Genomic DNA, 20,438 nt, shown 5'->3' on the forward strand with positions numbered 1-20,438 from the left:
GACCCGCACCGAGCAGTTCCGGACCGACACCACCGCGCTGGTGACCAGCTACCAGGAGAAGGTGACAGCGGCCGGCGGTGACGCGAGCAGCATCACGCCCTGGGGCAGCCATGGCGGCAAGCAGCACGCCCGCAAGACGGTCTACGACGTGACCGGCACGCAAGCCGCCGACGGCAGCCTGACACTGAAGCTGACGGCCGGCAGCACGGTGCTCACCGGCACCGGCACGCTGGCGGCCGACGGCAACCTGTCGGGCACGCTGGCCGGCCCGGCGAGCGACGACACCGGCACGTGGCAGGCCACCGCGCTGTTCAAGCCGACGCCGACCCCGCCGTCGCCACCGGCTTCGTCGGCGAGCAGCTCGACGAACTGATCAGTCTTCCTCCGGGACGAGCGAGATCCGGCGCTCGGCCCGCAGGACGGCCTCCAGCCGGGAGGCCGCCTTCGCGACCTCTTGCGCGAGACGCTGGATCGCTGCACGCCGCCTGGCGAAGCGCAGCGACCACATCGGCCGGTCGAAGCCCACGAAGGCGGTCCACTTCATCGACGCGCCGTCGGGGACGAACGCGGCCCGCTGCGCTTCACTCATCTTGCCGAGAAGGTCCGGCAACCACACGTTGCCGCAGCCGATCCACAGCAGTCCGTCGCTGCGGTCGAGCATCACGCACCAGCCCCAGTCCTCGGTGATCACGTCTTCCGGCGTGTAGTCGAGCTCGGTGAACCGCGCCTTGATCCAGGCGGCCAACTCGCGGCCGTAGCAGTGCGGATTCGTCTGCTCGTCTTCGTGGGGGTCGATACGGAACAGGTCGGAGCGGAACCAGAACTGGTGGTCGTCGTGCATGCGGTGCCCGTTCCTACGCCAGCCGCTCGGCGTGCTGCGGCAGCCCGTCGTGGATCTCGAACCACTCGGCCTTGGAGCCGACGAAGATGTGGGCCGACGGCGCCTGCGGCAGCGGCGTGTTCAGGCTGCCGACGCGCAGCCGGACCACGTCGGGCGCGGAGTCGCGCCGGCTCAGGATCGGCGAGCCGCACTCGGCGCAGAACACGCGGTGGATGCCTTCGGCGGTGCTGAAGATCTTCAGCGCGGCCTCGCCCGCGACGAAGCGCAGGTCTTTCGCTGCGACCGGCGCGGTCACCGCGAAGGCCGCGCCATTCGCCTTGCGGCAGCGCGAACAGTGGCAGTAGACGGCCGCGCCGATCGGGCCGTCGATCTCGTAGTGGATGGTGCCGCAGAGGCAGGTGCCGGTGTGCAAGGTGGGCTCCGTCGGGGTGGAGTCGAAACTGTAGCCGGCCGGATCGCCGCCCTACGCGAGCGGCAGGGCCTGCCGCACATGCGCCCCGAAGGCCGACACCAGCGCCGACGGCTGCTCGCGGTCGAACGCCAGCGCGATGCCGACCGTCGGCAGCACCGGCAGCCCGGCATCGGCCGGCAGCACCTGCAGGTCGTCGGGCACGGCGGTCTGCGTCAGCACCGTGATGGCCTGGCCCGACCGCACCATCGCGACCAGCCCGGCCAGGCTGCTGCTCGCGCAGGCCAGCCGGTAGGCCCGGCCCGCGGCATCGAGCGCCTGCCGCGGCGCCTGGTGGTCGAACGCATCCGGCGCGCCGAGCGCAAGCGGCAGCGGGTCGAGCGATGCGGCATTGCCGCCGCGCTGCCCCACCCACACCAGCGGCTCGCGGCGGATCACGTCGCTGCCCTCCACGTGACCTGTCACCGACACCAGCGCGAGGTCGATCGCATGCCGCGCCAGCAGTTCGCGCAGGCGCGGCGTCGGCGCGCACACCACCTCCAGCTGCACGCGTGGGTTCAGGCTGGCGAAGCCACGCAGCAGGTGCGGCAGGAACACCACTGCATAGTCGTCCGGGCAGCCGAAGCGCAGCACGCCCGAGAGCTGCTCGCCGCGCAGCTCGGCGAGCGTCTCGTCGTGCAGCGCGAGCAGCTGCCTCGCGTGCGCCAGCAGCCGCTCGCCGGCCGCGGTGAGCGTGACGCCGCGCCCGGTGCGAAACAGCAGCGGCTGCTCGACCACGCCTTCCAGCCGCTGCATCTGCATGCTGAGCGCCGACTGCGTGCGCCCGACGCGCGCGGCCGCCTGGCCCAGCACGCCGGTCTCGGCGATGGCGACGAAGCTGCGCAGCAGGTCGATGTCGAGTGACTGGCCCACGGTATGAATTCTCCTGATGGCTCGTTCCAAAACTATTCGCTTCACGAAGCGCCCGCCGGTGCGCAAGATGCCACAACTCCACCACGAGGCCATCACCATCATGAGCAGGAACGACGACCCGCAGTTCTGGCAGCAGGCGCGCCAGCACCTGATCCGCTATGGCGGCAGCTTCGAGCCGCTGATCATCGAGCGCGCGAAGGGCAGCTTCGTGTACGACGCCGACGGCCGGGCGATCCTCGATTTCACGTCGGGGCAGATGAGCGCGGTGCTCGGGCACTCGCACCCGGACATCGCCGCGGTCGTCACCGAGCAGATCCATTCGCTCGATCACCTGTTCAGCGGGATGCTGTCGCGCCCGGTCGTGGCACTCGCGGCGAAGATCGCACAGCACGCACCGCCCGGATTGGAACGCTGCCTGCTGCTGAGCACCGGGGCCGAATCCAACGAGGCCGCGCTGCGCATGGCCAAGCTGGTGACCGGCGGGCACGAGGTGGTGGGCTTCACGCAGTCATGGCACGGCATGACGGGGGCCGCGGCGTCGGCCACCTACAGCGCCGGCCGCAAGGGCTACGGGCCGGCCTCGGTCGGCTCGATGGCCATTCCGGCACCGAATGCGTACCGGCCGCGCTTCACCCACCCCGATGGCACGCTCGACTGGCGCCGCGAGCTCGACGACGGCTTCGAGCAGGTCGATCGCCAATCCACCGGCGCGCTGGCGGCCTTCATCGCCGAGCCGATCCTCAGCAGCGGCGGCATCCTCGAGCTGCCGCCGGGCTACATGGCGGCGCTGAAGCAGAAGTGCGTCGAGCGCGGCATGCTGCTGATCCTCGACGAGGCGCAGACCGGCGTCGGCCGCACCGGGCTGATGTTCGCGTGCGAGCGCGACGGCGTGGCGCCCGACATCCTGACGCTGTCGAAGACGCTGGGCGCCGGGCTGCCGCTGGCTGCCATGGTGACCACCGCGGCGATCGAGGAGGAAGCCCATGCGCGCGGCTTCCTGTTCTACACGACGCACGTGTCCGATCCGCTGCCGGCGGCGGTCGGGCTGAAGGTGCTGGAGGTGGTGGAGCGCGACGGCCTGGTCGAGCGCGCCCGCGTGGCCGGCGAGCGGCTCGCGCACGGGCTGCGGCGGCTGCAGTCGCGGCACGAATGCATCGGCGATGTGCGCGGCCGCGGCCTGCTGCTCGGGTTGGAGGTGGTCAAGAGCCGCGACACGAAGGAGCCGGCCTTCGAGCTCGGCGAGGCGATCACGCGCGAGTGCATGAAGCTCGGGCTCAGCATGAACATCGTCAAGCTGCCGGCGATGGGCGGCGTGTTCCGCGTGGCGCCGCCGCTGACGGTGAGCGACGGCGAGATCGACCTGGGGCTGGAGTTGCTGGACCGGGCGATCGGGTTCGCGGTCAGGCGCTGAAGTACCCGCTGTCCCGCAGGTCCTCCAGCAACCCCGGCCCGCTCGGTTGCCACCCCAGTGCCTGGCGCGTGACTTCGCTGCTGCTCGGGTTGTCGATCGCGACGAAGCCGGCCATCCAGCCGAAATGCGCGCGCGCTTCGTCCGGCGTGAGGCTGCGCACCGGCAGGCCGAGACCGCGGCCGATCGCCTCGGCGATCTCGCGCATCGGCACGCCCTGCTCGGCCACGCCGTGCAGGCGCGATCCCGGCTTCGCGCCCTCGACGGCCAGCCGGTAGAGCCGCGCGGCATCCGGGCGGTGCACCGCCGGCCAACGGTTTGCGCCGTCGCCGATATACGCCGCAAAGCCGGTGCGGCGTGCGATGTCGATCAGCATCGGCACGAAGCCGTGGTCGCCCGCGCCGTGCACCGATGGCGGCAGCCGCACCACGCTCGATCGCACGCCGATCGCGGCAGCGGCCAGCACCTTGGCCTCCGACGCGGCGCGCATGTGGCCCGCAGTGCCGGGCGTCGGCGCATCGGCTTCGGTGCCGAGGCGGCCGCCCGCCAGCAGCGCCGTGCCGCAGGTCCCGATGAAGGGCTTGCCCGTGCCTTCCAGCGCGCGGGTCATCGCGTCGACGGCGCGCAGGTCGGCCTCGACCGACGCCCCGTACGCGCTGAAGTCATGGATGAAGGCCATGTGGATCACGCCGTCGCAGGCCCTCGCGCCGGCGACGAGGCGGTCGATGTCGGCCAGCGCGCCGCGATGCGCCTCGACGCCCATCGCCTCCAGCCTGGCGACCGCCGCGTCGTTGCGCGCCAGGCCCAGCACCTGGTGCCCCGCGGCCTGCAGCTCCTGCGCAATGGCCGACCCGATGAAGCCGGTGGCTCCCGTCACGAATACACGCATACTGACTCCCGATGAATGAAGGGGCGTACTGTCCTTCGTTGCACGGGCCACGAAAAGCCGAGAGCGCATACAGGTATGAGAGCTAACAGGCATGAGCGCTGACACCCTGCCGGACCCCGTCCTCACGCTCGGCGCGTTCCTGCGCGACCGCCGCGCGCGGCTGCTGCCCCCCGCGGATACGCCCGGCCGGCGCCGCACGCCGGGGCTGCGGCGCGAAGAGGTCGCGACACGCGCCGCGGTGAGCATCACCTGGTACACGTGGTTGGAACAGGGGYGCGGCGGCCCGCCTTCCGATGAAGTGCTGGAGCGGCTCGCGCACGCGCTGGAGCTCGATGCCGCTGGCCGCGAAATGCTGTTCCTGCTCGCGCAGCAACGGCCGCCGCCGCTCAACCCGGCCCCGCCGTCCGCGGTGGCACCAGCACTGCAACGCGTGCTCGATTCGTTCGCCACCAGCCCCGCCGTCGTGAAGACGCCGACCTGGGACATCGTCGCGTGGAACACGGCCGCCGCCACGGTGCTGACCGACTACGCGGCATTGCCGCCCGACCAGCGCAACCTGCTGCGGCGCCTGTTCGGCGAGCTGCCCGCCCGCAAGCGCTGGCCCGACTGGGAATCGGACGCGCGCTTCGCAGCCGCGGTGTTCCGCATCGACGTGGCCCGCACCGGCGGCTCCGCCGAGGCCGTCGCGCTCGCCGCCGAGCTGCAGGCGCGCAGCGCCGATTTCCGGCGCATGTGGGCCGAGAACGAGGTGAGCCGGCATTGGGTCGGCCACAAGCGCATCACKCACCCGGTCGCCGGGCCGCTCTCGTTCGAGTATTCGACCTACTCGGTCGATGCGGCCGACGGCTTGAGCCTGGTGGTGTTCACGCCGACCACRCCGGAGGTGACGCGCGCCATCGCGGCGCTGCTGCAGAAATAGCGCCGCGGCTCAGTCCTGCGCCACGTGCACGACGAGCTTGCCGAAGTTGCGCCCTTCGAGCAGCCCGCGCAACGCGGCCGGTGCGTTCTCCAGCCCGTCGACGATGTCCTCGCGCAGCGTCACAACGCCTTCGGCGACGCGTTGCGCCATCTCGCGGCGGAAGGTGTCGAAGCGCTCGCCCTGGTGGTCGCCGTAGTGGTCGAGCACGATGAAGCCCTGCATGCGGATGCGCTTCTGCAGCAGCGCGGCGTGCACCTGCGGCAGGCGGTCCGGCCCGGTCGATGCGCCAGCTTCGTTGTAGTGCGCGATGAACCCGCACACCGGCACGCGCGCGCCGATGTTCAGCAGCGGCAACACCGCATCGAAGACGGCACCGCCGACGTTCTCGAAGTACACGTCGATGCCGGCCGGGCAGGCCGCGACGAGGCGCTCGGCGAATTGCGCGCCGCGGCGGTCGATGCAGGCGTCGAAGCCGAGCACGTCGACCGCGTACCGGCACTTGTCGGCGCCACCGGCGATGCCGACCACGCGCGCGCCCTTCAGCCGGGCGAGCTGACCCGCCACCGACCCGACCGCACCGGTGGCCGCCGACACGACCACGGTTTCCCCGGCGCGCGGCTGGCCGATGTCTTCCAGCCCGACCTGCGCGGTGAAGCCCGTCATGCCCAGGCCGCCCAACGCGAGCGACGGCCGTGCCATGTCGCCCAGCACCAGCAGGTCGTCGCCGTTCGACAGCGCGTGCTCCTGCCAGCCCGCGTTCGCGAGCACCAGTTCGCCGACCGCGAAGCGCGGGTGCCGCGAGGCGATCACCCGGCTCACCGTGCCGCCGACCATCACCGCGCCGATCGCCACCGGCGGCGCGTAACCCGGGCCGACCGGCTCCATCAGGTTGCGCATGTACGGATCGATCGACAAGTACAGCGTGCGCAGCAGCACCTGGCCCTCGCCCGGCTCGGGCACCGGCTGCGTCTCGAGCCGGAAATCGTGCGCCGCCAGCAGGCCGTGCGGATGCGCGGCAAGCACGATGCGGCGGCTGGCGGTGTCGGTGGTGGCCATGGCGATCAAGCCCGCACCGGCCGCGGCCCGTGGCGCAGCGTCAGCAAGGTGCCCAGCGTCAGCGCCGCCACCGCGAAGGCCGGCCCGCCGAGCGCGCCGATGTGGTCGACCAGCAGCCCGCCGCCGATGGCGCCGCTCGCGATCGCGATCTGGAACGCCGCCACCAGCAGGCCACCGGCCCCTTCGGCCTGGTCGGGCGCGGCCCGCACGATCCAGGTCTGGAAGCCCACCGGGAACGCGCCGAACGCGAAGCCCCACAGCGGCACGGCAATCGCCGTGACCCACATCGAGCTGCCGCCCACCAGCAGCGTGGCCGCCAGCAGCGCGATCAGCACGCCACCCGCCACGATGGCATGGCGCTCGCTGCGCTGCGCGATCCAGCCGCCGGCGAAGTTGCCGAAGAAGCCACCGATGCCGTAGCCCAGCAGCACCGCCGAGACCGCGCTCACCGACAGGTGCGTCACGTGCTCCATCAGCGGGCGGATGTAGGTGAAGCCCGCGAAGTGACCCGACACCACCAGCAGCACGGCCAGCAGCGCCACGCGCACCGGCGGGCGCCGCAGCAGCTCGCCGAGCACGCGCAGGCTCGGGTTGTCGCGCGGCGGCAGCGCCGGCAACGCGAACAGCTGCACCGCGAGCGTCAGCACGCTGACGACGCCGGCCGCGATGAACGCGCTGCGCCAGCCCCACACCGAGCCCATCCAGGCACCGATCGGCGCGGCACCGACGGTGGCGACCGAGACCCCGGTGAGGATCACCGACATCGCGCGCGCGAACTGCGCCTCGGGCACCAGCCGCAGCGCCAGCGCCGCCGACATCGACCAGAAGCCGCCGAGCGCGATGCCCAGCATCACGCGCGCCACCAGCAGCACCGGCAGGCTGGTGGCGGTGGCCGCGATCAGGTTGGACAGCATCAGCAGCGCGGTCAGCGCCAGCATGACGATGCGGCGGTCGATGCGGCGCGTCAGCAGCGGGATCGACGGTGCGGCGACCGCACCGACCAGCGCGGTGGCCGTGACGGCCTGGCCGGCCGCGCCGTCGGTGACGCCCAGGTCGGCTGCCATCGCGGTCAGCAGGCTCGCGGGCAGGAACTCGGCCGTGACGAGACCGAACACGCCCAGCGTCAGCGAGGCGATGGCGAACCAGTCGGCGTGGCCGGCCGGGGAATCGGGAAGTGCGGCGATCGGGGCAGAAGACACGGTGCGCAGGCCGGGGGAAGGCCTTGTGGTGGACTGGGAACACAGCTTATGGCTAGGATCTCGGCGTTTGAATGCCGGAAAAGCCGAAATGAATGACTTTTTGTCCGACCGTGACCAACTCACCGAGATCCTGCTGGGGCTGCGGCTCGATGGCGTGGAGTACGGCCGCTGCGTGATGCGGGCGCCGTGGGCGATCGCGTTTCCGGCGCAGCGCGCGGCGCGCTTTCATTTCGTCGGCAGCGGCGGCAGCTGGCTGCGCACCCCGTCGACCGACTGGAAGCGGCTGAACCCGGGCGATGCGGTGCTGCTGCCGCGCGGCAGCTTCCACATCCTGGCCAGCGCGCCCGACGTGCCGGCGGTCGACATCGATTCGCTCGCGCGGGTGGCGGTCTCGGACAACATCTACCTGGTGGGGGCCGAGAACATCGGGCCGGCCGTGCCAGCCATCGAGGCCGACAGCGCGGTGCCGCCCGACGTGATGTTCTGCGGCGCGCTGCGCTTCAACCTCGACCCCTTGCACCCGCTGCTGACGATGATGCCGGACGTGATGCATGCGGGCGACCTCGCGACGCGCGACGTCACCGTGCCGGCGCTGCTGGAGGCGATGGAACGCGAGGTGGCGCTCGACCGCATCGGCGCCTGCGGCATCCTCGCGCGGCTGGCCGACGTGCTGGCGGCCAGCATCATCCGCGCGTGGGTCGAGTGCGGCTGCAGCGACTCCACCGGCTGGATCGCGGCGGTGCGCTGCCCGAAGATCGGCAAGGTGATCGCGGCGATCCATGCGTCGCCCGAGCGCGACTGGAGCGTGCCGATGCTGGCCGACCTGATGGGCTCGTCGCGCTCCAGCTTTGCCGAGGCCTTCACGCGCACGATGGGCGAGAGCCCGGCGAAGTACGTGGCCAAGGTGAAGATGTTCCAGGCGCGGCACTGGATCGCCAACGACGGCATGCGCATCGCGGTGGCGGCCGACCGGCTCGGCTACGACTCCGAGGCGTCGTTCAGCCGGGCGTTCAAGCGGGTGATCGGGCACCCGCCGAGCGCGTCGCGGGTGGGTGAGCGGGTGCCGGCGGGGGCCAGGGAACCAGGGCGCAGGGCCGTGCCGTCAACGGCAGCTGCCGCCTTGCCGCAGGTACTTGAAGGCGCCGGTGTCCAGCTGGACGACGAATCGCCCGCCGATGCTGTCGTCGATCACCAGCTCCTTGTCTGATGTTTCCGATCCCGCGGTTGTGCCAGTTGTCGAGGGTCACCAGCACGCCCTGGTTGGTGAACTCCATGTCGATGGGCGCGATGGGGTTCAACAGGAAGCTCGTGTGGATCTTTCGATACGACACGCCGTCGAACCGGTGCCACTCCGCCGTCGCGAACGGCCCCGTGGGCCTGCCGCCATAGCCGTAGACATCGCCCATGCTCTGGCCCGGAACGACGCGCACGACGAACTGCCCGTTCTCGCTGGCCCGTGCCTGAATGCGGGCAGGGGGCGACGAATCGGCCTGTGCTGAGGGGGCCTGCAGCACGCCGCTGACGAAGGCAATCTGAACGGCGAACCGAAGAAACTTCCGCATGATCTGGAGCCCGTTCACGCAAGTGCCTCGCGGACGATTTCCGGGTGCTTCATCGCAATGCGGATCAAGGTCTGGGCAGCACCCGATGGCGATCGACGCCCTTGCTCCCACTCCTGCAGCGTGCGCTTGGAGATGCTCAACGCCTCGGCGAACTGGGCTTGCGACAAGCCTGTGTTTTCACGCGCCTGCACCACTTCGTTCGGCTCGACCTTCGTCGTGCGCGCGGCGCTCCCAGCCTTCATTTCGCGCACTGACTGCAACAGCTTGAGTCCCAACGCCTCACCGGCGGATGCTCGCTTCGACGAAGGACGGCTAGCCATGTTCGATCTCCTCTCGTATCGCCTTGAGCAAGTGGGCGGGAATATTGTCTCGCACGGACTTCGCATAGACCAGAAGCATCCAGATCTCGCCGCACGCCAGGCGAACGAAGTAGATGACCCTGACGCCGCCTCGCTTGCCCATGCCAGCACGCGACCAGCGCACCTTCCGACATCCCCCACTCTCCGGAATCAGATCGCCCGCCTCCGGATTGGCTGCGAGCCAGCGGAAGAAGTCGATCCGCTCGTCTTCGGTCCATACCTTGTCTGCTTCAGCGGCAAAGGTCGGGGTTTCGGCAAAGGTGAACATTGGCAATGTACGTCTCAGACGTATGCACGTCAATGACGTACAGACGATGTGGCTGGGATCCGACCCCACTGCCGTCGGCGCGGCGAAGCCTATCRCCAAGCCCTCTCGCTGACGACCGGTCCATAACGACCATGGCTTCGGCGCGAACCGCGTGCAGCCGCGGCGGCCTTGTTCGACATCAGCCCTGCTGAGCCGCCGACTGCAGCCGCGCATACCGCCCCGGCGCCTGCCCCACGTGCCGGCTGAAGGCCGTGCTGAAGGTGCTGGCCGAGCTGTAGCCGACGCGTTCGGCGACCTCGGCCATCGCGACGCCGCTGCGGCCGAGCAGCTCCTTCGCGAGGGCCATGCGCCAGCCGAGCAGGTAGGCCATCGGCGACAGCCCCACCGCGCGCGAGAAGCGCTCGAAGAACACCGAGCGCGACAGCGCGGCCCGCTTCGCGAGTTCATCCACCGTCCACGCACGTGCGGGCTCGCCATGCATGTCGCGGATCGCCGTGGCCAGGCGCGCATCGGCCAGTGCACGCAGCAGGCCCGGCGGCGCCGTGTCGCCGGGCGCGGAGCGCAGCGCCTCGATCAGCAGCACCTCGACCAGCCGCGACAGGATCAGCTCGCGGCCCGCTCGCTGCTCGGTCGATTCGCCCCGCACCAGCTGCACCAACAACGGCAGCCGCTCGACGCCGCGCACATGCAGCACGCTGGGCAACAGCGACACCATCAAGGCCGCATCCGGTGAATCGAACGCGAAGTACCCACCGAGCATGCGCACCTCCGGCGGCCCGTCGCGCAGGCCGTGGCGGATCTCTCCTTCGGGCGCCGGCTGCGCCAGGGGATCGACGAAGACGGGAACGGCCGGCGAGGCACTCGACATCGTGACCCGGGCGTGGCCGGCATCAGCAGGAAATCGCCGGCCGCCAGCGTGATCGGCTGCCGCCCATCGACAGCCAGCAGGCACTCGCCCTCGAGCATCGTGCAGAAGCTCGGCTGGCCGAAGCTCGAATAGCGCACCGCCCACGCGCCGGCGCCGCTGATCACTTTGGCGTACACCGCGCGCGGCCGGAACATCGCGATCACCTCTGCGAGCGGATCCACCATCGCCGGACTCCTGCAAACGAATATCGGACTGTTGATTGTAGAGAGTCCTGACTCCCGTCGGTATCGTTCCGCCATCGTCAACACACCACCAAGGCCCCGAATGAAAACCGTCCTGATCACTGGCTGCTCTTCCGGCTACGGGCTCGAGACCGCCCGCCACTTCCATGCGCAAGGCTGGAACGTGGTCGCCACGATGCGCACGCCCCGCACCGATGTGCTGCCCGCCGGCGAGCGCCTGCGCGTGCTGCCGCTCGATGTGACGCGGCCCGACAGCATCGCCGCCGCCCTCGACGCCGCCGGGCCGATCGACGTGCTCGTCAACAATGCCGGCCTCGGCCTCTTCGGCGCGTTCGAGGTGACGCCGATGGCCACCGTGCGCGACATCTTCGAGACCAACACCTTCGGGATGATGGCGATGGCGCAGGCGGTGCTGCCGCAGTTCCGCAGCCGCCGCGCCGGGCTGGTGATCAACGTGACCTCGACCGTGACGATGGCGCCGATGCCGCTCGTCGCGGCCTACACCGCGAGCAAGACCGCGATCCAGGGCTTCAGCACCTCGCTCGCGCTCGAGCTGGAGCCGTTCAACGTGCGCGTGAAGCTGGTCGAGCCGGGGTACGGGCCCGGCACGCGCTTCACCGCGAACGGCACCGAGCGCATGCAGGGCTTGATTCCCGAGGCCTATGCGCCGTTCGCGCAGGCGATCTTCGCGTCGCTCGGGAATCCGGCGGCAGTGACCACCGCACCCGATGTGGCCGAGGCGGTGTGGCGCGCCGCGACCGATGCGAGCGGGCGACTGCGCTACCCGGCGGGTGCGGATGCGGTCGCGCTGGCCGAGCGGGTCGGCCTCAGCTGAGCGGCTTGCTGAGCACGACGCTGCGATACACCTTGCCCGACCACTGCACCCAGTCGACGTGCCGGTAGCCCAGCCGGCCGTAGAGCTCGATCAGGTGGGTCGCCTGCTCGGCGGTGTCCATCGCCAGCTCGCGGAACGATCGCTGCTGCGCCCAGCGTTCCGATTGCGCGAGCAGCGCGCGGCCGATGCCGTGGCCCTGCAGCGTCGGCTCGACACCGAACTGGTGAACCGCCGCGACGCCCGGCCGGGTGAAGTAGCTGCACTCGTTCACCGTGTACGTCGGCTTCACGACGATGGTGCCGGCCAGCGCACCCGCCCATTCGGCGAGGTAGCACTGGCCGCCCTCGATGCGCCGCGCGGTGACCTCGGGCGTCTGGTCGACGGCGGTGTAGTTCAGGCCCATCGCGCCGAGCCGGGCGTAGGCGCGGTGCAGCAGCCCGGTCAGGTCGTGGAGGGAATCGGTCGGGGCGAGCGGGCGAATCTGCAGCATCACTGATCGCGCGGTACAACTGAGCGCACCGCGATGTGGGCGCCGAGCACCGCCGTGGGAATCACGGTGGCCAGCGCGAACAGGTTGAACCACAGCGGGTTGCTGCCCCAGAAGAGCAGCCCGAAGGCCAGGCCGAGCACGCCGACCGCGAAGCCGTTGAAGTAGGGATAGCGCTTCGCCAGCCGTGCGGCGACAAAACCACCGGCCATCGTCGTCAGGCTGCCGAAGACGATGTTGAACAGCAGGAAGCTCGGGCTGTTGGTGACCGCCGCCAGGTCTTGCGACACCTGCTCGGCAGAGCGGCCGGTGACGGTGACCTCGTCGCTGTGCATCAGCAGCAGCGCGATGCCGAGCAGCGTGTCGAGCCCGATCGTCAGCAGGAAGCCGAGCGCCACCGCGCGGGCGTTGATGCGGCTCACTGTGTGCGCGCCACGAAGAACGGCGCGACGGCCAGCACAAGAAGCAGAGGAAGGGTTCTCAAGGCGTACTCCACGGACGAAGAGCGCCTATTCTGCCCGCCGGGCTCGACATCAGTCGACGACCAGCTTCAGCCCGATCACGCCGGCCAGGATCAGCGCGAGGCACAGCACGCGCAGCGGCGCCGCCGAATCGCCCATCACCGCGATACCGACGATCGCCGTGCCGGCCGCGCCGATGCCGGTCCAGACCGCATAGCCGGTGCCCATCGGCAGCGTGCGCATCGCGAGCGACAGCAGCACGACGCTGGTCAGGCCGGTGGCCACCGTCAACAGCGACGGCATCAGCCGCGTGAAGCCTTCGGACGACTTCATGCCCCAGGCGAACGCGATCTCGAGCAGCCCCGCGATGACGAGCAGCAGCCAGGCCATCTCAGGCTGCCTGGGCCGCTGCGGCGGGGGTCGCGCGGAATGCGACGCCGAGGCGGTTGAAGGCGTTCATCAGGCCGATGGCGTAGGTGAGGTCGGCCAGTTCCTTCTCGTCGAACTCGGCGGTGGCGGCCTGGTACTCGGCATCGGGCACGCCGGTGTCGGCGACGCGGGTCACGGTCTCGGCCCAGGCCAGCGCGGCGCGTTCGCGGGTGCTGAACAATGCGCCGCCTTCGCGCCATCCCGGCACCAGCACCAGCTTGTCGATGGACAGGCCCGACTTCAGCAGGTCGCGCGAATGCATGTCGATGCAGAACGCGCAGCCGTTGATCTGCGAGACGCGCAGGTAGACGAGGTCGATCAGTTCCTTGGGCAGGCCGCTTTTCTGGACGGCGGTGTAGACGCCGAAGTAGGCCTTGTAGCCCTCGGGCGCGGCCTTGGCGTAGTCGATGCGATGGCTCATGACGATCCTTGTGTGTCGTGGGATGGAAAGACGCCATCGTGCGCCGTCTTGGCCCGCCACAGAAGAGCCAAGAATCGCCTTGCGGACTGGGCCATGATCAGAGCAGGTCGACGATGCGCCTGGCGAGGTTCTCGGCGGTGCGCCGCGAATCGATGTTGGTGAAGGCCAGCAGCAGCGCCGGCGGGCCATCGCGCTCGAAGCTCCAGTCGGTGAGTGCTTCGGCGAAGAGACCGGCCTCGCGCATGCGCGCCGACAGCTTGCGGTCGGAGCGCCGGGCCTGCAGCCGCAGGATCAGGTGCATGCCGCCGGGTTGCGGATCGACCCGCAGGTGCCGGCCCAGCACGCTCTCGAGGCCGGCCACCGCGGCTTCGCGGCGCTCGGCATAGAGCCGGCGCATGCGCTGGATGTGACGCGCGAAATGGCCTTCGGTGATGAAGGCCGTGACGATGGCTTGCGTCAGCTGCGGGCTGCCGCCGGCGAAGGCCTGGCTGATCTGCTCGAAGCGTTCGACCAGTGCCGGTGGCACCACCAGGTAGGCCAGCCGCAGGCTCGGGAACAGCAGCTTGCTGAAGGTGCCGGCGTAGAGCACGCGGCCATCGCGGTCGAGGCTTTGCAGCGCGGGCAGCGGGCGGCTGACGTAGCGGAACTCGCCGTCGTAGTCGTCCTCGACGATCCAGGCCTTGCTGCGCGCCGCCCAGTCGAGCAGCGCCAGCCGCCGCGGCAGCGCGAGCGACACGCACAGCGGCGCCTGATGCGACGGTGTGACGATCGCGCCCCGCGCGCGCGGCGCCCGCCGCAGGCCTTCGTCGACCACGAGGCCGTCGGCATCGACCGGCACCGGCGCGGGCTTGATGCCCATGTGCTGCAGCAGTTCGCGCGTCGGCGGGTAGCCGGGGTCTTCGAGCCAGACGCGGTCGCCGGCCCTGAACAAGGCCTGGCCGATCAACTGCAGGGTGTGGCGATAGCCGGTGGTCACGAAGACCTGCGAGGGCGAGCAGCTGACGCCGCGCGACAGGTGCAGGTAGGCGGCGATCTCGGTGCGCAGTGCCGGCAGGCCGTACACCGAGGGATGCGCCATGTCGATGGGCTGCATCGCGCGCACGCAGCGCGCGCCGAGGCGCGCCCAGATCTTGCGCGGGAAGGCATCGAGGGCGGGCAGGCCCATCTGGAAGGGCAGCGTGGTGTCGGGCCGGAAGGTCGGCTCGGCCGCGAGGGGACTGGCAGGCGGTGGCGTTTGCGGCAGCGGCGCGCGCGGCTTCAGGTCGGGCGAGACGATGGTGCCGGCCTGGCCACGGGCCTGGATGTAGCCCTCGGCGACCAGCAGGCCGTAGGCCGACTCGATGGTGCCGCGCGCCAGGCCGAGCTCTTTCATCAGCGCGCGGGCCGACGGGATGCGGTCGCCGGGCTTCAGCACGCCGGCGTCGATGGCGGCGCGCAAGCGGTCGTAGATCTGGCGGTAGTAGGGCTCGGCCGCCGAAGGGTCCAGGGGCGGGAGGGTGCTGGCGGGCGGGGCATTCATGAACTCATCATGGACCAGTCCGGGAGCCGATTCATGGCTCTTCGACATGGGCCACACCGTGACTGCGCAGGGCAAGGTGGGTGCATTGCGCGACCGGCAGAGCGGGCGCTGGCGGAGCACGTCGCATTGATTGCGAGACAATCCGGCCCCATCGAGCACCGCACGGACCCAGGACCCCAGTGAATCTCAACCGCCTAGGCGCCGGCGTCTTCACGATCCCGGGCTTCCTCACGCCCGAAGAATGCGCGGGCTTCATCTCGCGAAGCGAGCGCATCGGCTATTCCGAAGCGGCGATCCGCACCGAGGACGGCGAGCGCCTGTACAAGGACGCGCGCAACAACGATCGCATCATCTTCGACGACAGCGACCTGGCCGACACCCTCTTCTCGCGCGCCAGCGCATCGCTGCCCGCCGAGCTCGATGGTTGGTCACTCAGCGGCTTCAATGAGCGATTTCGCTTCTACCGGTATGACCAGAGCCAGCAATTCACCTGGCACCTCGACGGCACGGTCCGGCTGAGCCCGAATCGCGAGAGCGTGCTGACCTTCATGATCTATCTCAACGATGACTTCGAGGGCGGGAGCACCGATTTCGGTTGGGAAACCGTCAAGCCCGTCCAGGGCATGGCGCTGGGATTCCCGCATCGGCTGCGCCATCAGGGGGCGATGGTCCAGTCTGGCGTCAAATACGTTCTTCGGACTGACGTCCTGTATCAACAGACACCTGCAAGATCATGAAAATTCTCGCCTTGTCGGCACTCGTCGCGGCCCAGTGGGTCGCCTCCTCCAGCGCTTTCGCGGCCGACCTGGTCCTCACGATGAATTCGTACGGGCCTGTTCAGATCGGCATGCCCATTGCGCAGGCCCATCAGCTGCTGACCAAGCTGGGGCGGAAGAACCTGCCCAACCCCAAAGGCGTCGCGAAGGTCGGCTGCAGCTATTACAGCGTGTCCGAAGAACTGCGGTTCATGACGGAGGACCAGAAGATCGTGCGGATCGAGACACGTGAGTCGAACGTGGTCACGCCCTCGGGCATCCGCGTGGGCGCGAGCCTCGACAAGGTTCGGCGCTCGCTGGGATCGCGCATCGAGGAAGCCCAGCAGCACGCCTCCAATGACCCGAGCAACCGGACCATCGTGCTCGTTTCGGGCGACAGGCAGTTCGCGATCCGAGTCGACGGCAACCAGGCTGTCGCCGAGATCTTCGCCGGGGCGGAGCGCGCCATACGGTCTGGGCCAGCTTGCTCCTGAGATCACGTGAACCGCCTCATCCACTTCAGAGCCGTCATTCGCGGTGCACTTCGCCTGCTGTGTCTGGGTGCAGGCGTCTGGTTGGCGGTCGTGGTACCGGCAGCTCATTCCGCCAACGTCAGCCGGGAGTCAAATGCCGCCATGGGGTACCTGCCCAACATGGATCCGGGAACCGGCGCCTCGCTCGCGGTTCTGCTCGCCGTCCCGGTTCTCATTGCTGTGGTGGCGATCGAGCTGTGTCGCGCATGGGCCTGGGGGAAGAGGCCGCTGGCACTGCCCTCGCTCTTCGTGCTGGGCGCGGTGGCAACGTGGCCCATCGGCGCGACAGCGCACGGCATCCTGTGGGCTTGCCCGCTCAGCGTCGGCGCGTTCTATGGCGTTCGCAGCTGGTGGATGGCCAGGCAGGCAAAGGCCTGAACGCCGGCCTACTCGCCACTCTGCGCATCGCGAACGATCTCTTGCGTGGCCAAGAGCATGTCATCGAGAGGCTCTGGGTCGTCGCCTTCGTACGTGACGATGGCCCCGAAGTCTTTCGTCAGCGCGCAGCTGACGATCATCACGCAGGCCAGGTCCTTCATGTCGCCACGCCAGCACATGCTGATGCAGTGGTCGCGCCCTTCGGCCAGCGCGCGGAAGAGCTTGTCGCCGCCGACGACATCGTCGGTGGACTCATGGAAGATCTCGAAGCCCGGGCCCTCTTCGCCATTGAGGACGAAGGGCAGAAAGCCTGCGCTCGTGAACGGCGAGAATTCGGGATGCAGCTTCAGGTCGAAGCCCAGGGCATCGATCGACGACTGCAGAGCGGCGCGATCGGGCACACGGGCCTTGTCGATGAATGCGTATTGCGTGTTGGACATGTCGTGTTCTCTTCTACAACGCATCAGAGCATATCAATGCGCTGACCTCGTGGGCCGGCAACTCCATGGAAGAACACGGCCGCCGAGGTCGGAGGCCCAGGTCTTGAGAGTCGCCCTTTGGGGTGATATCTGCTCCGGCGCCCCGTGACTAGACTGCGATCGCCTCGCTGTCAGTGGCACTCCTCAACGTGTCTGGAACGGGAACCCCCAATGAACTCTTTGCTGATCAGATCCCTGGTCGCTTCAGGCCTGGCCATTGCCGCGGCTGCTGCCCACGCCTCGACGCTGCTGGTACCAGAGCAATACGCCACCGTGCAGGCTGCGATCAATGCGGCCCAACCGGGAGACACGGTGCTCGTGTCTCCCGGCGTCTACCGGGAGAGCCTGCAGATCGAGAAGCCCCTGACGCTTCGATCCACTCAAGGCGCGGAAACGACAACGCTGGACGGCAGCGGCGCATGCAGCGTCGTCTGGGTGAACGGCACCGGCACCGAGGAGGTGACGATCTCGGGCTTCAAGATCACGAAGGCATACGGAACCATCTGGGACAGCAACGGACTGCGATGCGGCTTTGGTGGCGGGTTGGTACTGGACGCCGCAGTCGTGACGGTCAGCGACAACATCATCACCGGCAACTCGTCCTGCTATGGCTCAGGGCTCTCGAGCAATTCCTTGTCATTCATCCATCACAACCAGATCAAGGACAACATCCAGGCGGCCGGTTGTCAGGGCGCCGGCGATGGCGGTGGCATCTTCCTGAACAGCGACATCTTCAACGCGCGAGCGTCGGTGATCTCGGACAACATCATCTCCGGGCACCGTGTGGCGGCCAATGGCGGTGGCATCGAAGTGCATGGCGCCAAGGTCCGGATCACCGGAAATGTGATCCGAGACAACCAGGCCGGGTACTCCGGCGGAGGCATCAATGTGTCTCGCGGGATCGTCGACATCTCGAGGAACGAGATCGTCGGAAACTCACTCACGGGTCAGCTGACCCCCACCTCCGGAGGAGGGATCAACGCGATCGTGATCGACGTCATCGACCGGGCCAGGATCACCGAGAACAGGTTTGAGGGCAACAAGGCCGACAAGGGTTCGGCGGCCACACTCTTCGGCTTCTATGAGGAGAACGTCCGGTTCAACCGAAACCTCGTGCGTGGGCGAACTGCCGCCGCGCTCGTCGAATGCGAGAGCTGGGCCTATGTGGTCCGGCACAACCTCATGAACAATCCGCTCGGCAACGAGGTAGGCGGCACTTGCATCGTGGACAGCCGCTGATCAGTGGACGCTGGCGATGAAGGCACAGACGACACCATCGCCAGCAATTCAAGCCAGCTCGAACAAGACATCGGGGCATTGCTCTTCGTTCGCACTGCCATCGGTGAACTCGATGGCGCTGAAGCCATGCCGCTCATAGAAGCGGCGCGCGCCCGTATTGGCCTGGAACGTATACAGCCTGACCGGCCGAGCCAGAGACGCAAGCGCGTGCCCGAGGAGCAACGAGCCGACCCGCTGGCCGACAAAGCCGGGCGACACGTACAGCTGATCGATCCACGCGACGCCTTCTGATTCCGACGTGGCCAGCACACCGACCACGGCCCCTGACACGCAGGCCACCGTGACTCCGCCACGGGGGATCAGCGTGCCCCGGATCCACTGGCGCACCTCGGAAGGGCTGTGCGCCATCGGCGCATAAGGAATGAAGGCGGCGCGGGACGCAATGAGAATCTCGGCGACCGCCGGAGCGTCGCCGTCAGAGGCCGCGCGCAGGGTGATCTTCAACCGATGGCAAGCCACACCACGGCAACGATGGGTGGCAGTGGAATTGAAAGCCACTTGCGCCTCGTCATGCCCTGCACCAGGGCGCCGAGGACGAACGCAAATGCGACGAGGGCGATCGGTTTCATGCGGACACGGAATCTACAGGCAATCGCCTGCAGAAGGGATGACAACGAGGCGACCACGACTCCGCAGGGTTCGACGGCGGACGAAAAACGCAAGGACCGCGAGAACGTCATCAAGCCAACCCCGGCAAGTTCCTGAAGGATCGCAAGCCCGGCACGGGCCCGGCGCTGCCGACGCGTTGAGTTCGGGCAGCCGAGGCCTTTGCGCTAGGCTTCTCGCCATGAGAGCCGCTCCTGCAACGCCACATCGACATCCATGCGCCGATCGACACTGACAGCGGCCGTTGTTGCGTTCGGTGCTTTGGCCGGTGCGGCGCTGGGGCCTTTGTCTGGAATCGACCATCGTGGGTACCGCCTGCAAGAAGTCCTGACCAATGTCGCCAATCTTTCGCAGGCAGTCGAGATCTACCGGCAAGACAGCGGCGACATCCCGACCGACGCGCAGGGGCTGGCGGTTCTGGTCAGCAGCTCGCCGCCGGTCATTGATCGATTGCCGCGCGACCCTTGGGGGACGCTGTACATCTATCGGCGTACAGCATCGAGGCCCGGGTTCGAGATTCACTCCGCCGGACGCGATCGGCGTGACGAGGGCGGCGCGGGCGATGACATCACCTCGGATGACAAGGCGTATCGCTGCGAGGACTATCAAGTCAATTGCGGACTGACTTCGGAAGCGCTGTGGCTTCTGGTTTTCACTGCGGCATTCCTCGCCAGCCTGGGCACGCTGGTGTTCAACGGGATCAAGTTCCTGCTTGATCGTTTCAGCACCAAAGCCGACTGAATCCGCGCACGGACGGCGACGCCATTCAGCCGCTGATGGGCGCCAAGGTGCTCAAGCAGATGGGCACGGAGTTTGCTGCTGCCAGCGCACGACGAGGATCACCTCGCGCAGGCGTGGACCGTGACGCAAGTCGCAGATCGACTGGCGATGAGCGAAGCGTTTCGGGTTTGCACCGACGGCGATGCGGGAGGCATCGGCGCACAGGTGCGAGAAGATCGGGACATAACGAGGAGGGGTTTTTCATGACTGGAATGTGGCTTCGCGCGGCCATGGTGTGCTGCGCATGGGTGCTGGCGTCTTGCGGCGGCGGTGGGGGCGACGGCGGCGTCACTTCCCAGGTGAATGTCACCAGCGATCGCTCGAACATCGAGTTCATCGGCTTCACCGGTACAACGGCCGTGCAGCAAGACGTGAACTTCACGTTGCTCAACGGCTCGGGCACCTATTACGCCGAGGCCRTTCTCGATCGGCCGGGGGAGTTTGGCTGGACGTTCACGCTCACCGGCAACACGACCGCACGCGTCACGCTGACCCGGTTCAGCTCCGCACCAGCGGGCCAGGGC

At 68.6% G+C, this 20,438-nt stretch carries 28 protein-coding genes and 1 pseudogene; 11 read left to right on the plus strand and 18 right to left on the minus strand.

Annotation, left to right across the window (positions count from 1 at the left end; all coding sequences use genetic code 11):
- On the plus strand, positions 1-373 hold a 373-nt coding region (locus tag AC1D01_RS02205; RefSeq protein WP_477864465.1), incomplete at its 5' end, for a hypothetical protein.
- Here the strand turns inward: AC1D01_RS02205 and AC1D01_RS02210 are convergent.
- Genes AC1D01_RS02210 through AC1D01_RS02220 form a run of 3 tightly spaced genes read right to left on the minus strand, consistent with a single transcriptional unit; the run spans position 374 to position 2,162 of the window.
- The gene (locus tag AC1D01_RS02210; protein ID WP_477864466.1) at positions 374-841 is read right to left on the minus strand and encodes a type 2 periplasmic-binding domain-containing protein; all 468 of its coding nucleotides are present in this window, start codon (positions 839-841) and stop codon (positions 374-376) included. It abuts the gene before it with no gap.
- 13 nt (positions 842-854) lie between these two features.
- A complete protein-coding gene (locus AC1D01_RS02215; RefSeq protein WP_477864467.1) occupies positions 855-1,253 on the minus strand; it encodes a GFA family protein in 399 nt (132 codons plus the stop codon).
- Between the two features lie 51 nt (positions 1,254-1,304).
- A complete protein-coding gene (locus AC1D01_RS02220; protein WP_477864468.1) occupies positions 1,305-2,162 on the minus strand; it encodes a LysR family transcriptional regulator in 858 nt (285 codons plus the stop codon).
- 100 nt (positions 2,163-2,262) lie between these two features.
- On the opposite strand from AC1D01_RS02220, the gene AC1D01_RS02225 reads away from it, so the two are divergent.
- Complete coding sequence (locus tag AC1D01_RS02225) at positions 2,263-3,573, plus strand: aspartate aminotransferase family protein (protein ID WP_477864491.1); 1,311 nt, start codon at positions 2,263-2,265, stop codon at positions 3,571-3,573.
- Here AC1D01_RS02225 and AC1D01_RS02230 read toward each other — a convergent pair.
- On the minus strand, positions 3,563-4,459 hold the full coding sequence (locus AC1D01_RS02230) for an SDR family oxidoreductase (protein WP_477864469.1): 897 nt from the start codon (positions 4,457-4,459) through the stop codon (positions 3,563-3,565). The genes AC1D01_RS02225 and AC1D01_RS02230 overlap by 11 nt on opposite strands.
- A 91-nt stretch (positions 4,460-4,550) precedes the next feature.
- On the opposite strand from AC1D01_RS02230, the gene AC1D01_RS02235 reads away from it, so the two are divergent.
- On the plus strand, positions 4,551-5,378 hold the full coding sequence (locus AC1D01_RS02235) for a helix-turn-helix transcriptional regulator (protein ID WP_477864470.1): 828 nt from the start codon (positions 4,551-4,553) through the stop codon (positions 5,376-5,378).
- 9 nt (positions 5,379-5,387) lie between these two features.
- Here the strand turns inward: AC1D01_RS02235 and AC1D01_RS02240 are convergent, their stop codons facing one another.
- Both AC1D01_RS02240 and AC1D01_RS02245 read right to left on the minus strand, forming a co-directional pair.
- A complete protein-coding gene (locus AC1D01_RS02240) occupies positions 5,388-6,434 on the minus strand; it encodes an NADP-dependent oxidoreductase (RefSeq protein ID WP_477864471.1) in 1,047 nt (348 codons plus the stop codon).
- 5 nt (positions 6,435-6,439) lie between these two features.
- Positions 6,440-7,633, minus strand: a complete 1,194-nt coding sequence (locus tag AC1D01_RS02245; RefSeq protein WP_477864472.1) for an MFS transporter — start codon at positions 7,631-7,633, stop codon at positions 6,440-6,442.
- Positions 7,634-7,721: 88 nt separating this feature from the next.
- Between AC1D01_RS02245 and AC1D01_RS02250 the strand changes: the two genes are divergently transcribed.
- Positions 7,722-8,840 (plus strand): AraC family transcriptional regulator, encoded by a 1,119-nt coding sequence (locus tag AC1D01_RS02250; protein WP_477864473.1) that lies wholly within the window; start codon positions 7,722-7,724, stop codon positions 8,838-8,840.
- A gap of 369 nt (positions 8,841-9,209) precedes the next feature.
- Here the strand turns inward: AC1D01_RS02250 and AC1D01_RS02255 are convergent, their stop codons facing one another.
- From AC1D01_RS02255 to AC1D01_RS02270, 4 genes and pseudogenes are all read right to left on the minus strand, one after another.
- Positions 9,210-9,515, minus strand: a complete 306-nt coding sequence (locus AC1D01_RS02255; protein WP_477864474.1) for a helix-turn-helix domain-containing protein — start codon at positions 9,513-9,515, stop codon at positions 9,210-9,212.
- Positions 9,508-9,822, minus strand: coding sequence for a transcriptional regulator (locus AC1D01_RS02260; protein WP_477864475.1), 315 nt, complete (start codon positions 9,820-9,822; stop codon positions 9,508-9,510). The genes AC1D01_RS02255 and AC1D01_RS02260 overlap by 8 nt, the downstream gene beginning before the upstream one ends.
- Positions 9,823-10,000: 178 nt before the next feature.
- Positions 10,001-10,303, minus strand: coding sequence for a helix-turn-helix transcriptional regulator (locus AC1D01_RS02265; protein ID WP_477864492.1), 303 nt, complete (start codon positions 10,301-10,303; stop codon positions 10,001-10,003).
- 135 nt (positions 10,304-10,438) lie between these two features.
- Positions 10,439-10,989 (minus strand): annotated as a pseudogene (locus AC1D01_RS02270) (cupin domain-containing protein); the annotation flags it as partial.
- 25 nt (positions 10,990-11,014) lie between these two features.
- Here AC1D01_RS02270 and AC1D01_RS02275 point away from each other — a divergent pair.
- Positions 11,015-11,767, plus strand: a complete 753-nt coding sequence (locus tag AC1D01_RS02275) for an SDR family oxidoreductase (RefSeq protein ID WP_477864476.1) — start codon at positions 11,015-11,017, stop codon at positions 11,765-11,767.
- On the opposite strand, the gene AC1D01_RS02280 is transcribed toward AC1D01_RS02275, so the two are convergent.
- The 5 genes from AC1D01_RS02280 to pdxR form a co-directional block, all read right to left on the minus strand.
- A complete protein-coding gene (locus AC1D01_RS02280; protein ID WP_477864477.1) occupies positions 11,760-12,257 on the minus strand; it encodes a GNAT family N-acetyltransferase in 498 nt (165 codons plus the stop codon). The genes AC1D01_RS02275 and AC1D01_RS02280 overlap by 8 nt on opposite strands.
- Positions 12,257-12,676 carry a hypothetical protein gene (locus AC1D01_RS02285; RefSeq protein WP_477864478.1) on the minus strand — a complete coding sequence of 140 codons (420 nt, stop codon included), beginning with the start codon at positions 12,674-12,676 and terminating at the stop codon, positions 12,257-12,259. Before AC1D01_RS02285 ends, AC1D01_RS02280 begins: the two co-directional genes overlap by 1 nt.
- Before the next feature lie 111 nt (positions 12,677-12,787).
- Positions 12,788-13,105 carry a quaternary ammonium compound efflux SMR transporter SugE gene (gene sugE / locus AC1D01_RS02290; RefSeq protein WP_477864479.1) on the minus strand — a complete coding sequence of 106 codons (318 nt, stop codon included), beginning with the start codon at positions 13,103-13,105 and terminating at the stop codon, positions 12,788-12,790.
- Position 13,106: 1 nt separating this feature from the next.
- On the minus strand, positions 13,107-13,565 hold the full coding sequence (locus AC1D01_RS02295) for a carboxymuconolactone decarboxylase family protein (RefSeq protein ID WP_477864480.1): 459 nt from the start codon (positions 13,563-13,565) through the stop codon (positions 13,107-13,109).
- A 97-nt stretch (positions 13,566-13,662) separates the two neighbouring features.
- Positions 13,663-15,084 carry a MocR-like pyridoxine biosynthesis transcription factor PdxR gene (gene pdxR / locus AC1D01_RS02300; RefSeq protein WP_477864481.1) on the minus strand — a complete coding sequence of 474 codons (1,422 nt, stop codon included), beginning with the start codon at positions 15,082-15,084 and terminating at the stop codon, positions 13,663-13,665.
- Positions 15,085-15,263: 179 nt separating this feature from the next.
- On the opposite strand from pdxR, the gene AC1D01_RS02305 reads away from it, so the two are divergent.
- Genes AC1D01_RS02305 through AC1D01_RS02315 form a run of 3 tightly spaced genes read left to right on the plus strand, consistent with a single transcriptional unit; the run spans position 15,264 to position 16,750 of the window.
- On the plus strand, positions 15,264-15,821 hold the full coding sequence (locus AC1D01_RS02305) for a 2OG-Fe(II) oxygenase family protein (protein WP_477864482.1): 558 nt from the start codon (positions 15,264-15,266) through the stop codon (positions 15,819-15,821).
- On the plus strand, positions 15,818-16,333 hold the full coding sequence (locus AC1D01_RS02310) for a hypothetical protein (protein WP_477864483.1): 516 nt from the start codon (positions 15,818-15,820) through the stop codon (positions 16,331-16,333). Before AC1D01_RS02305 ends, AC1D01_RS02310 begins: the two co-directional genes overlap by 4 nt.
- 6 nt (positions 16,334-16,339) lie before the next feature.
- A complete protein-coding gene (locus tag AC1D01_RS02315; RefSeq protein ID WP_477864484.1) occupies positions 16,340-16,750 on the plus strand; it encodes a hypothetical protein in 411 nt (136 codons plus the stop codon).
- An 8-nt stretch (positions 16,751-16,758) separates the two neighbouring features.
- Here the strand turns inward: AC1D01_RS02315 and AC1D01_RS02320 are convergent, their stop codons facing one another.
- Complete coding sequence (locus tag AC1D01_RS02320; protein ID WP_477864485.1) at positions 16,759-17,190, minus strand: hypothetical protein; 432 nt, start codon at positions 17,188-17,190, stop codon at positions 16,759-16,761.
- Between the two features lie 210 nt (positions 17,191-17,400).
- Here AC1D01_RS02320 and AC1D01_RS02325 point away from each other — a divergent pair, with 210 nt between their 5' ends.
- A complete protein-coding gene (locus AC1D01_RS02325) occupies positions 17,401-18,468 on the plus strand; it encodes a right-handed parallel beta-helix repeat-containing protein (RefSeq protein ID WP_477864486.1) in 1,068 nt (355 codons plus the stop codon).
- A gap of 48 nt (positions 18,469-18,516) precedes the next feature.
- On the opposite strand, the gene AC1D01_RS02330 is transcribed toward AC1D01_RS02325, so the two are convergent.
- Together AC1D01_RS02330 and AC1D01_RS02335 are read right to left on the minus strand one after the other, a co-directional pair.
- Positions 18,517-18,972, minus strand: coding sequence for a GNAT family N-acetyltransferase (locus tag AC1D01_RS02330; RefSeq protein ID WP_477864487.1), 456 nt, complete (start codon positions 18,970-18,972; stop codon positions 18,517-18,519).
- A complete protein-coding gene (locus AC1D01_RS02335; RefSeq protein WP_477864488.1) occupies positions 18,969-19,097 on the minus strand; it encodes a hypothetical protein in 129 nt (42 codons plus the stop codon). The genes AC1D01_RS02330 and AC1D01_RS02335 overlap by 4 nt, the downstream gene beginning before the upstream one ends.
- A 253-nt stretch (positions 19,098-19,350) precedes the next feature.
- Here AC1D01_RS02335 and AC1D01_RS02340 point away from each other — a divergent pair, with 253 nt between their 5' ends.
- Both AC1D01_RS02340 and AC1D01_RS02345 read left to right on the plus strand, forming a co-directional pair.
- On the plus strand, positions 19,351-19,875 hold the full coding sequence (locus AC1D01_RS02340) for a type II secretion system protein GspG (protein WP_477864489.1): 525 nt from the start codon (positions 19,351-19,353) through the stop codon (positions 19,873-19,875).
- A gap of 242 nt (positions 19,876-20,117) precedes the next feature.
- The coding region (locus AC1D01_RS02345) for a hypothetical protein (protein ID WP_477864490.1) at positions 20,118-20,438 on the plus strand (321 nt) is incomplete at its 3' end.

The organism is Rhizobacter sp. P3_B12, from assembly GCF_056402895.1.

What these genes read in the sequence shown, in the direction of transcription:
- AC1D01_RS02280 (WP_477864477.1), bottom strand. Translation starts at nt 12,257, where the DNA reads ATGCTGCAGATTCGCCCGCTCGCCCCGACCGATTCCCTCCACGACCTG.
- AC1D01_RS02275 (WP_477864476.1), top strand. Translation starts at nt 11,015, where the DNA reads ATGAAAACCGTCCTGATCACTGGCTGCTCTTCCGGCTACGGGCTCGAG.
- AC1D01_RS02325 (WP_477864486.1), top strand. Translation starts at nt 17,401, where the DNA reads ATGAACTCTTTGCTGATCAGATCCCTGGTCGCTTCAGGCCTGGCCATT.
- AC1D01_RS02260 (WP_477864475.1), bottom strand. Translation starts at nt 9,822, where the DNA reads ATGTTCACCTTTGCCGAAACCCCGACCTTTGCCGCTGAAGCAGACAAG.
- AC1D01_RS02250 (WP_477864473.1), top strand. Translation starts at nt 7,722, where the DNA reads ATGAATGACTTTTTGTCCGACCGTGACCAACTCACCGAGATCCTGCTG.
- AC1D01_RS02240 (WP_477864471.1), bottom strand. Translation starts at nt 6,434, where the DNA reads ATGGCCACCACCGACACCGCCAGCCGCCGCATCGTGCTTGCCGCGCAT.
- AC1D01_RS02265 (WP_477864492.1), bottom strand. Translation starts at nt 10,303, where the DNA reads ATGCATGGCGAGCCCGCACGTGCGTGGACGGTGGATGAACTCGCGAAG.
- AC1D01_RS02210 (WP_477864466.1), bottom strand. Translation starts at nt 841, where the DNA reads ATGCACGACGACCACCAGTTCTGGTTCCGCTCCGACCTGTTCCGTATC.
- AC1D01_RS02320 (WP_477864485.1), bottom strand. Translation starts at nt 17,190, where the DNA reads ATGTCCAACACGCAATACGCATTCATCGACAAGGCCCGTGTGCCCGAT.
- AC1D01_RS02310 (WP_477864483.1), top strand. Translation starts at nt 15,818, where the DNA reads ATGAAAATTCTCGCCTTGTCGGCACTCGTCGCGGCCCAGTGGGTCGCC.
- AC1D01_RS02230 (WP_477864469.1), bottom strand. Translation starts at nt 4,459, where the DNA reads ATGCGTGTATTCGTGACGGGAGCCACCGGCTTCATCGGGTCGGCCATT.
- pdxR (WP_477864481.1), bottom strand. Translation starts at nt 15,084, where the DNA reads ATGAATGCCCCGCCCGCCAGCACCCTCCCGCCCCTGGACCCTTCGGCG.
- AC1D01_RS02335 (WP_477864488.1), bottom strand. Translation starts at nt 19,097, where the DNA reads ATGAAACCGATCGCCCTCGTCGCATTTGCGTTCGTCCTCGGCGCCCTG.
- AC1D01_RS02295 (WP_477864480.1), bottom strand. Translation starts at nt 13,565, where the DNA reads ATGAGCCATCGCATCGACTACGCCAAGGCCGCGCCCGAGGGCTACAAG.
- AC1D01_RS02340 (WP_477864489.1), top strand. Translation starts at nt 19,351, where the DNA reads ATGCGCCGATCGACACTGACAGCGGCCGTTGTTGCGTTCGGTGCTTTG.
- AC1D01_RS02255 (WP_477864474.1), bottom strand. Translation starts at nt 9,515, where the DNA reads ATGGCTAGCCGTCCTTCGTCGAAGCGAGCATCCGCCGGTGAGGCGTTG.
- sugE (WP_477864479.1), bottom strand. Translation starts at nt 13,105, where the DNA reads ATGGCCTGGCTGCTGCTCGTCATCGCGGGGCTGCTCGAGATCGCGTTC.
- AC1D01_RS02225 (WP_477864491.1), top strand. Translation starts at nt 2,263, where the DNA reads ATGAGCAGGAACGACGACCCGCAGTTCTGGCAGCAGGCGCGCCAGCAC.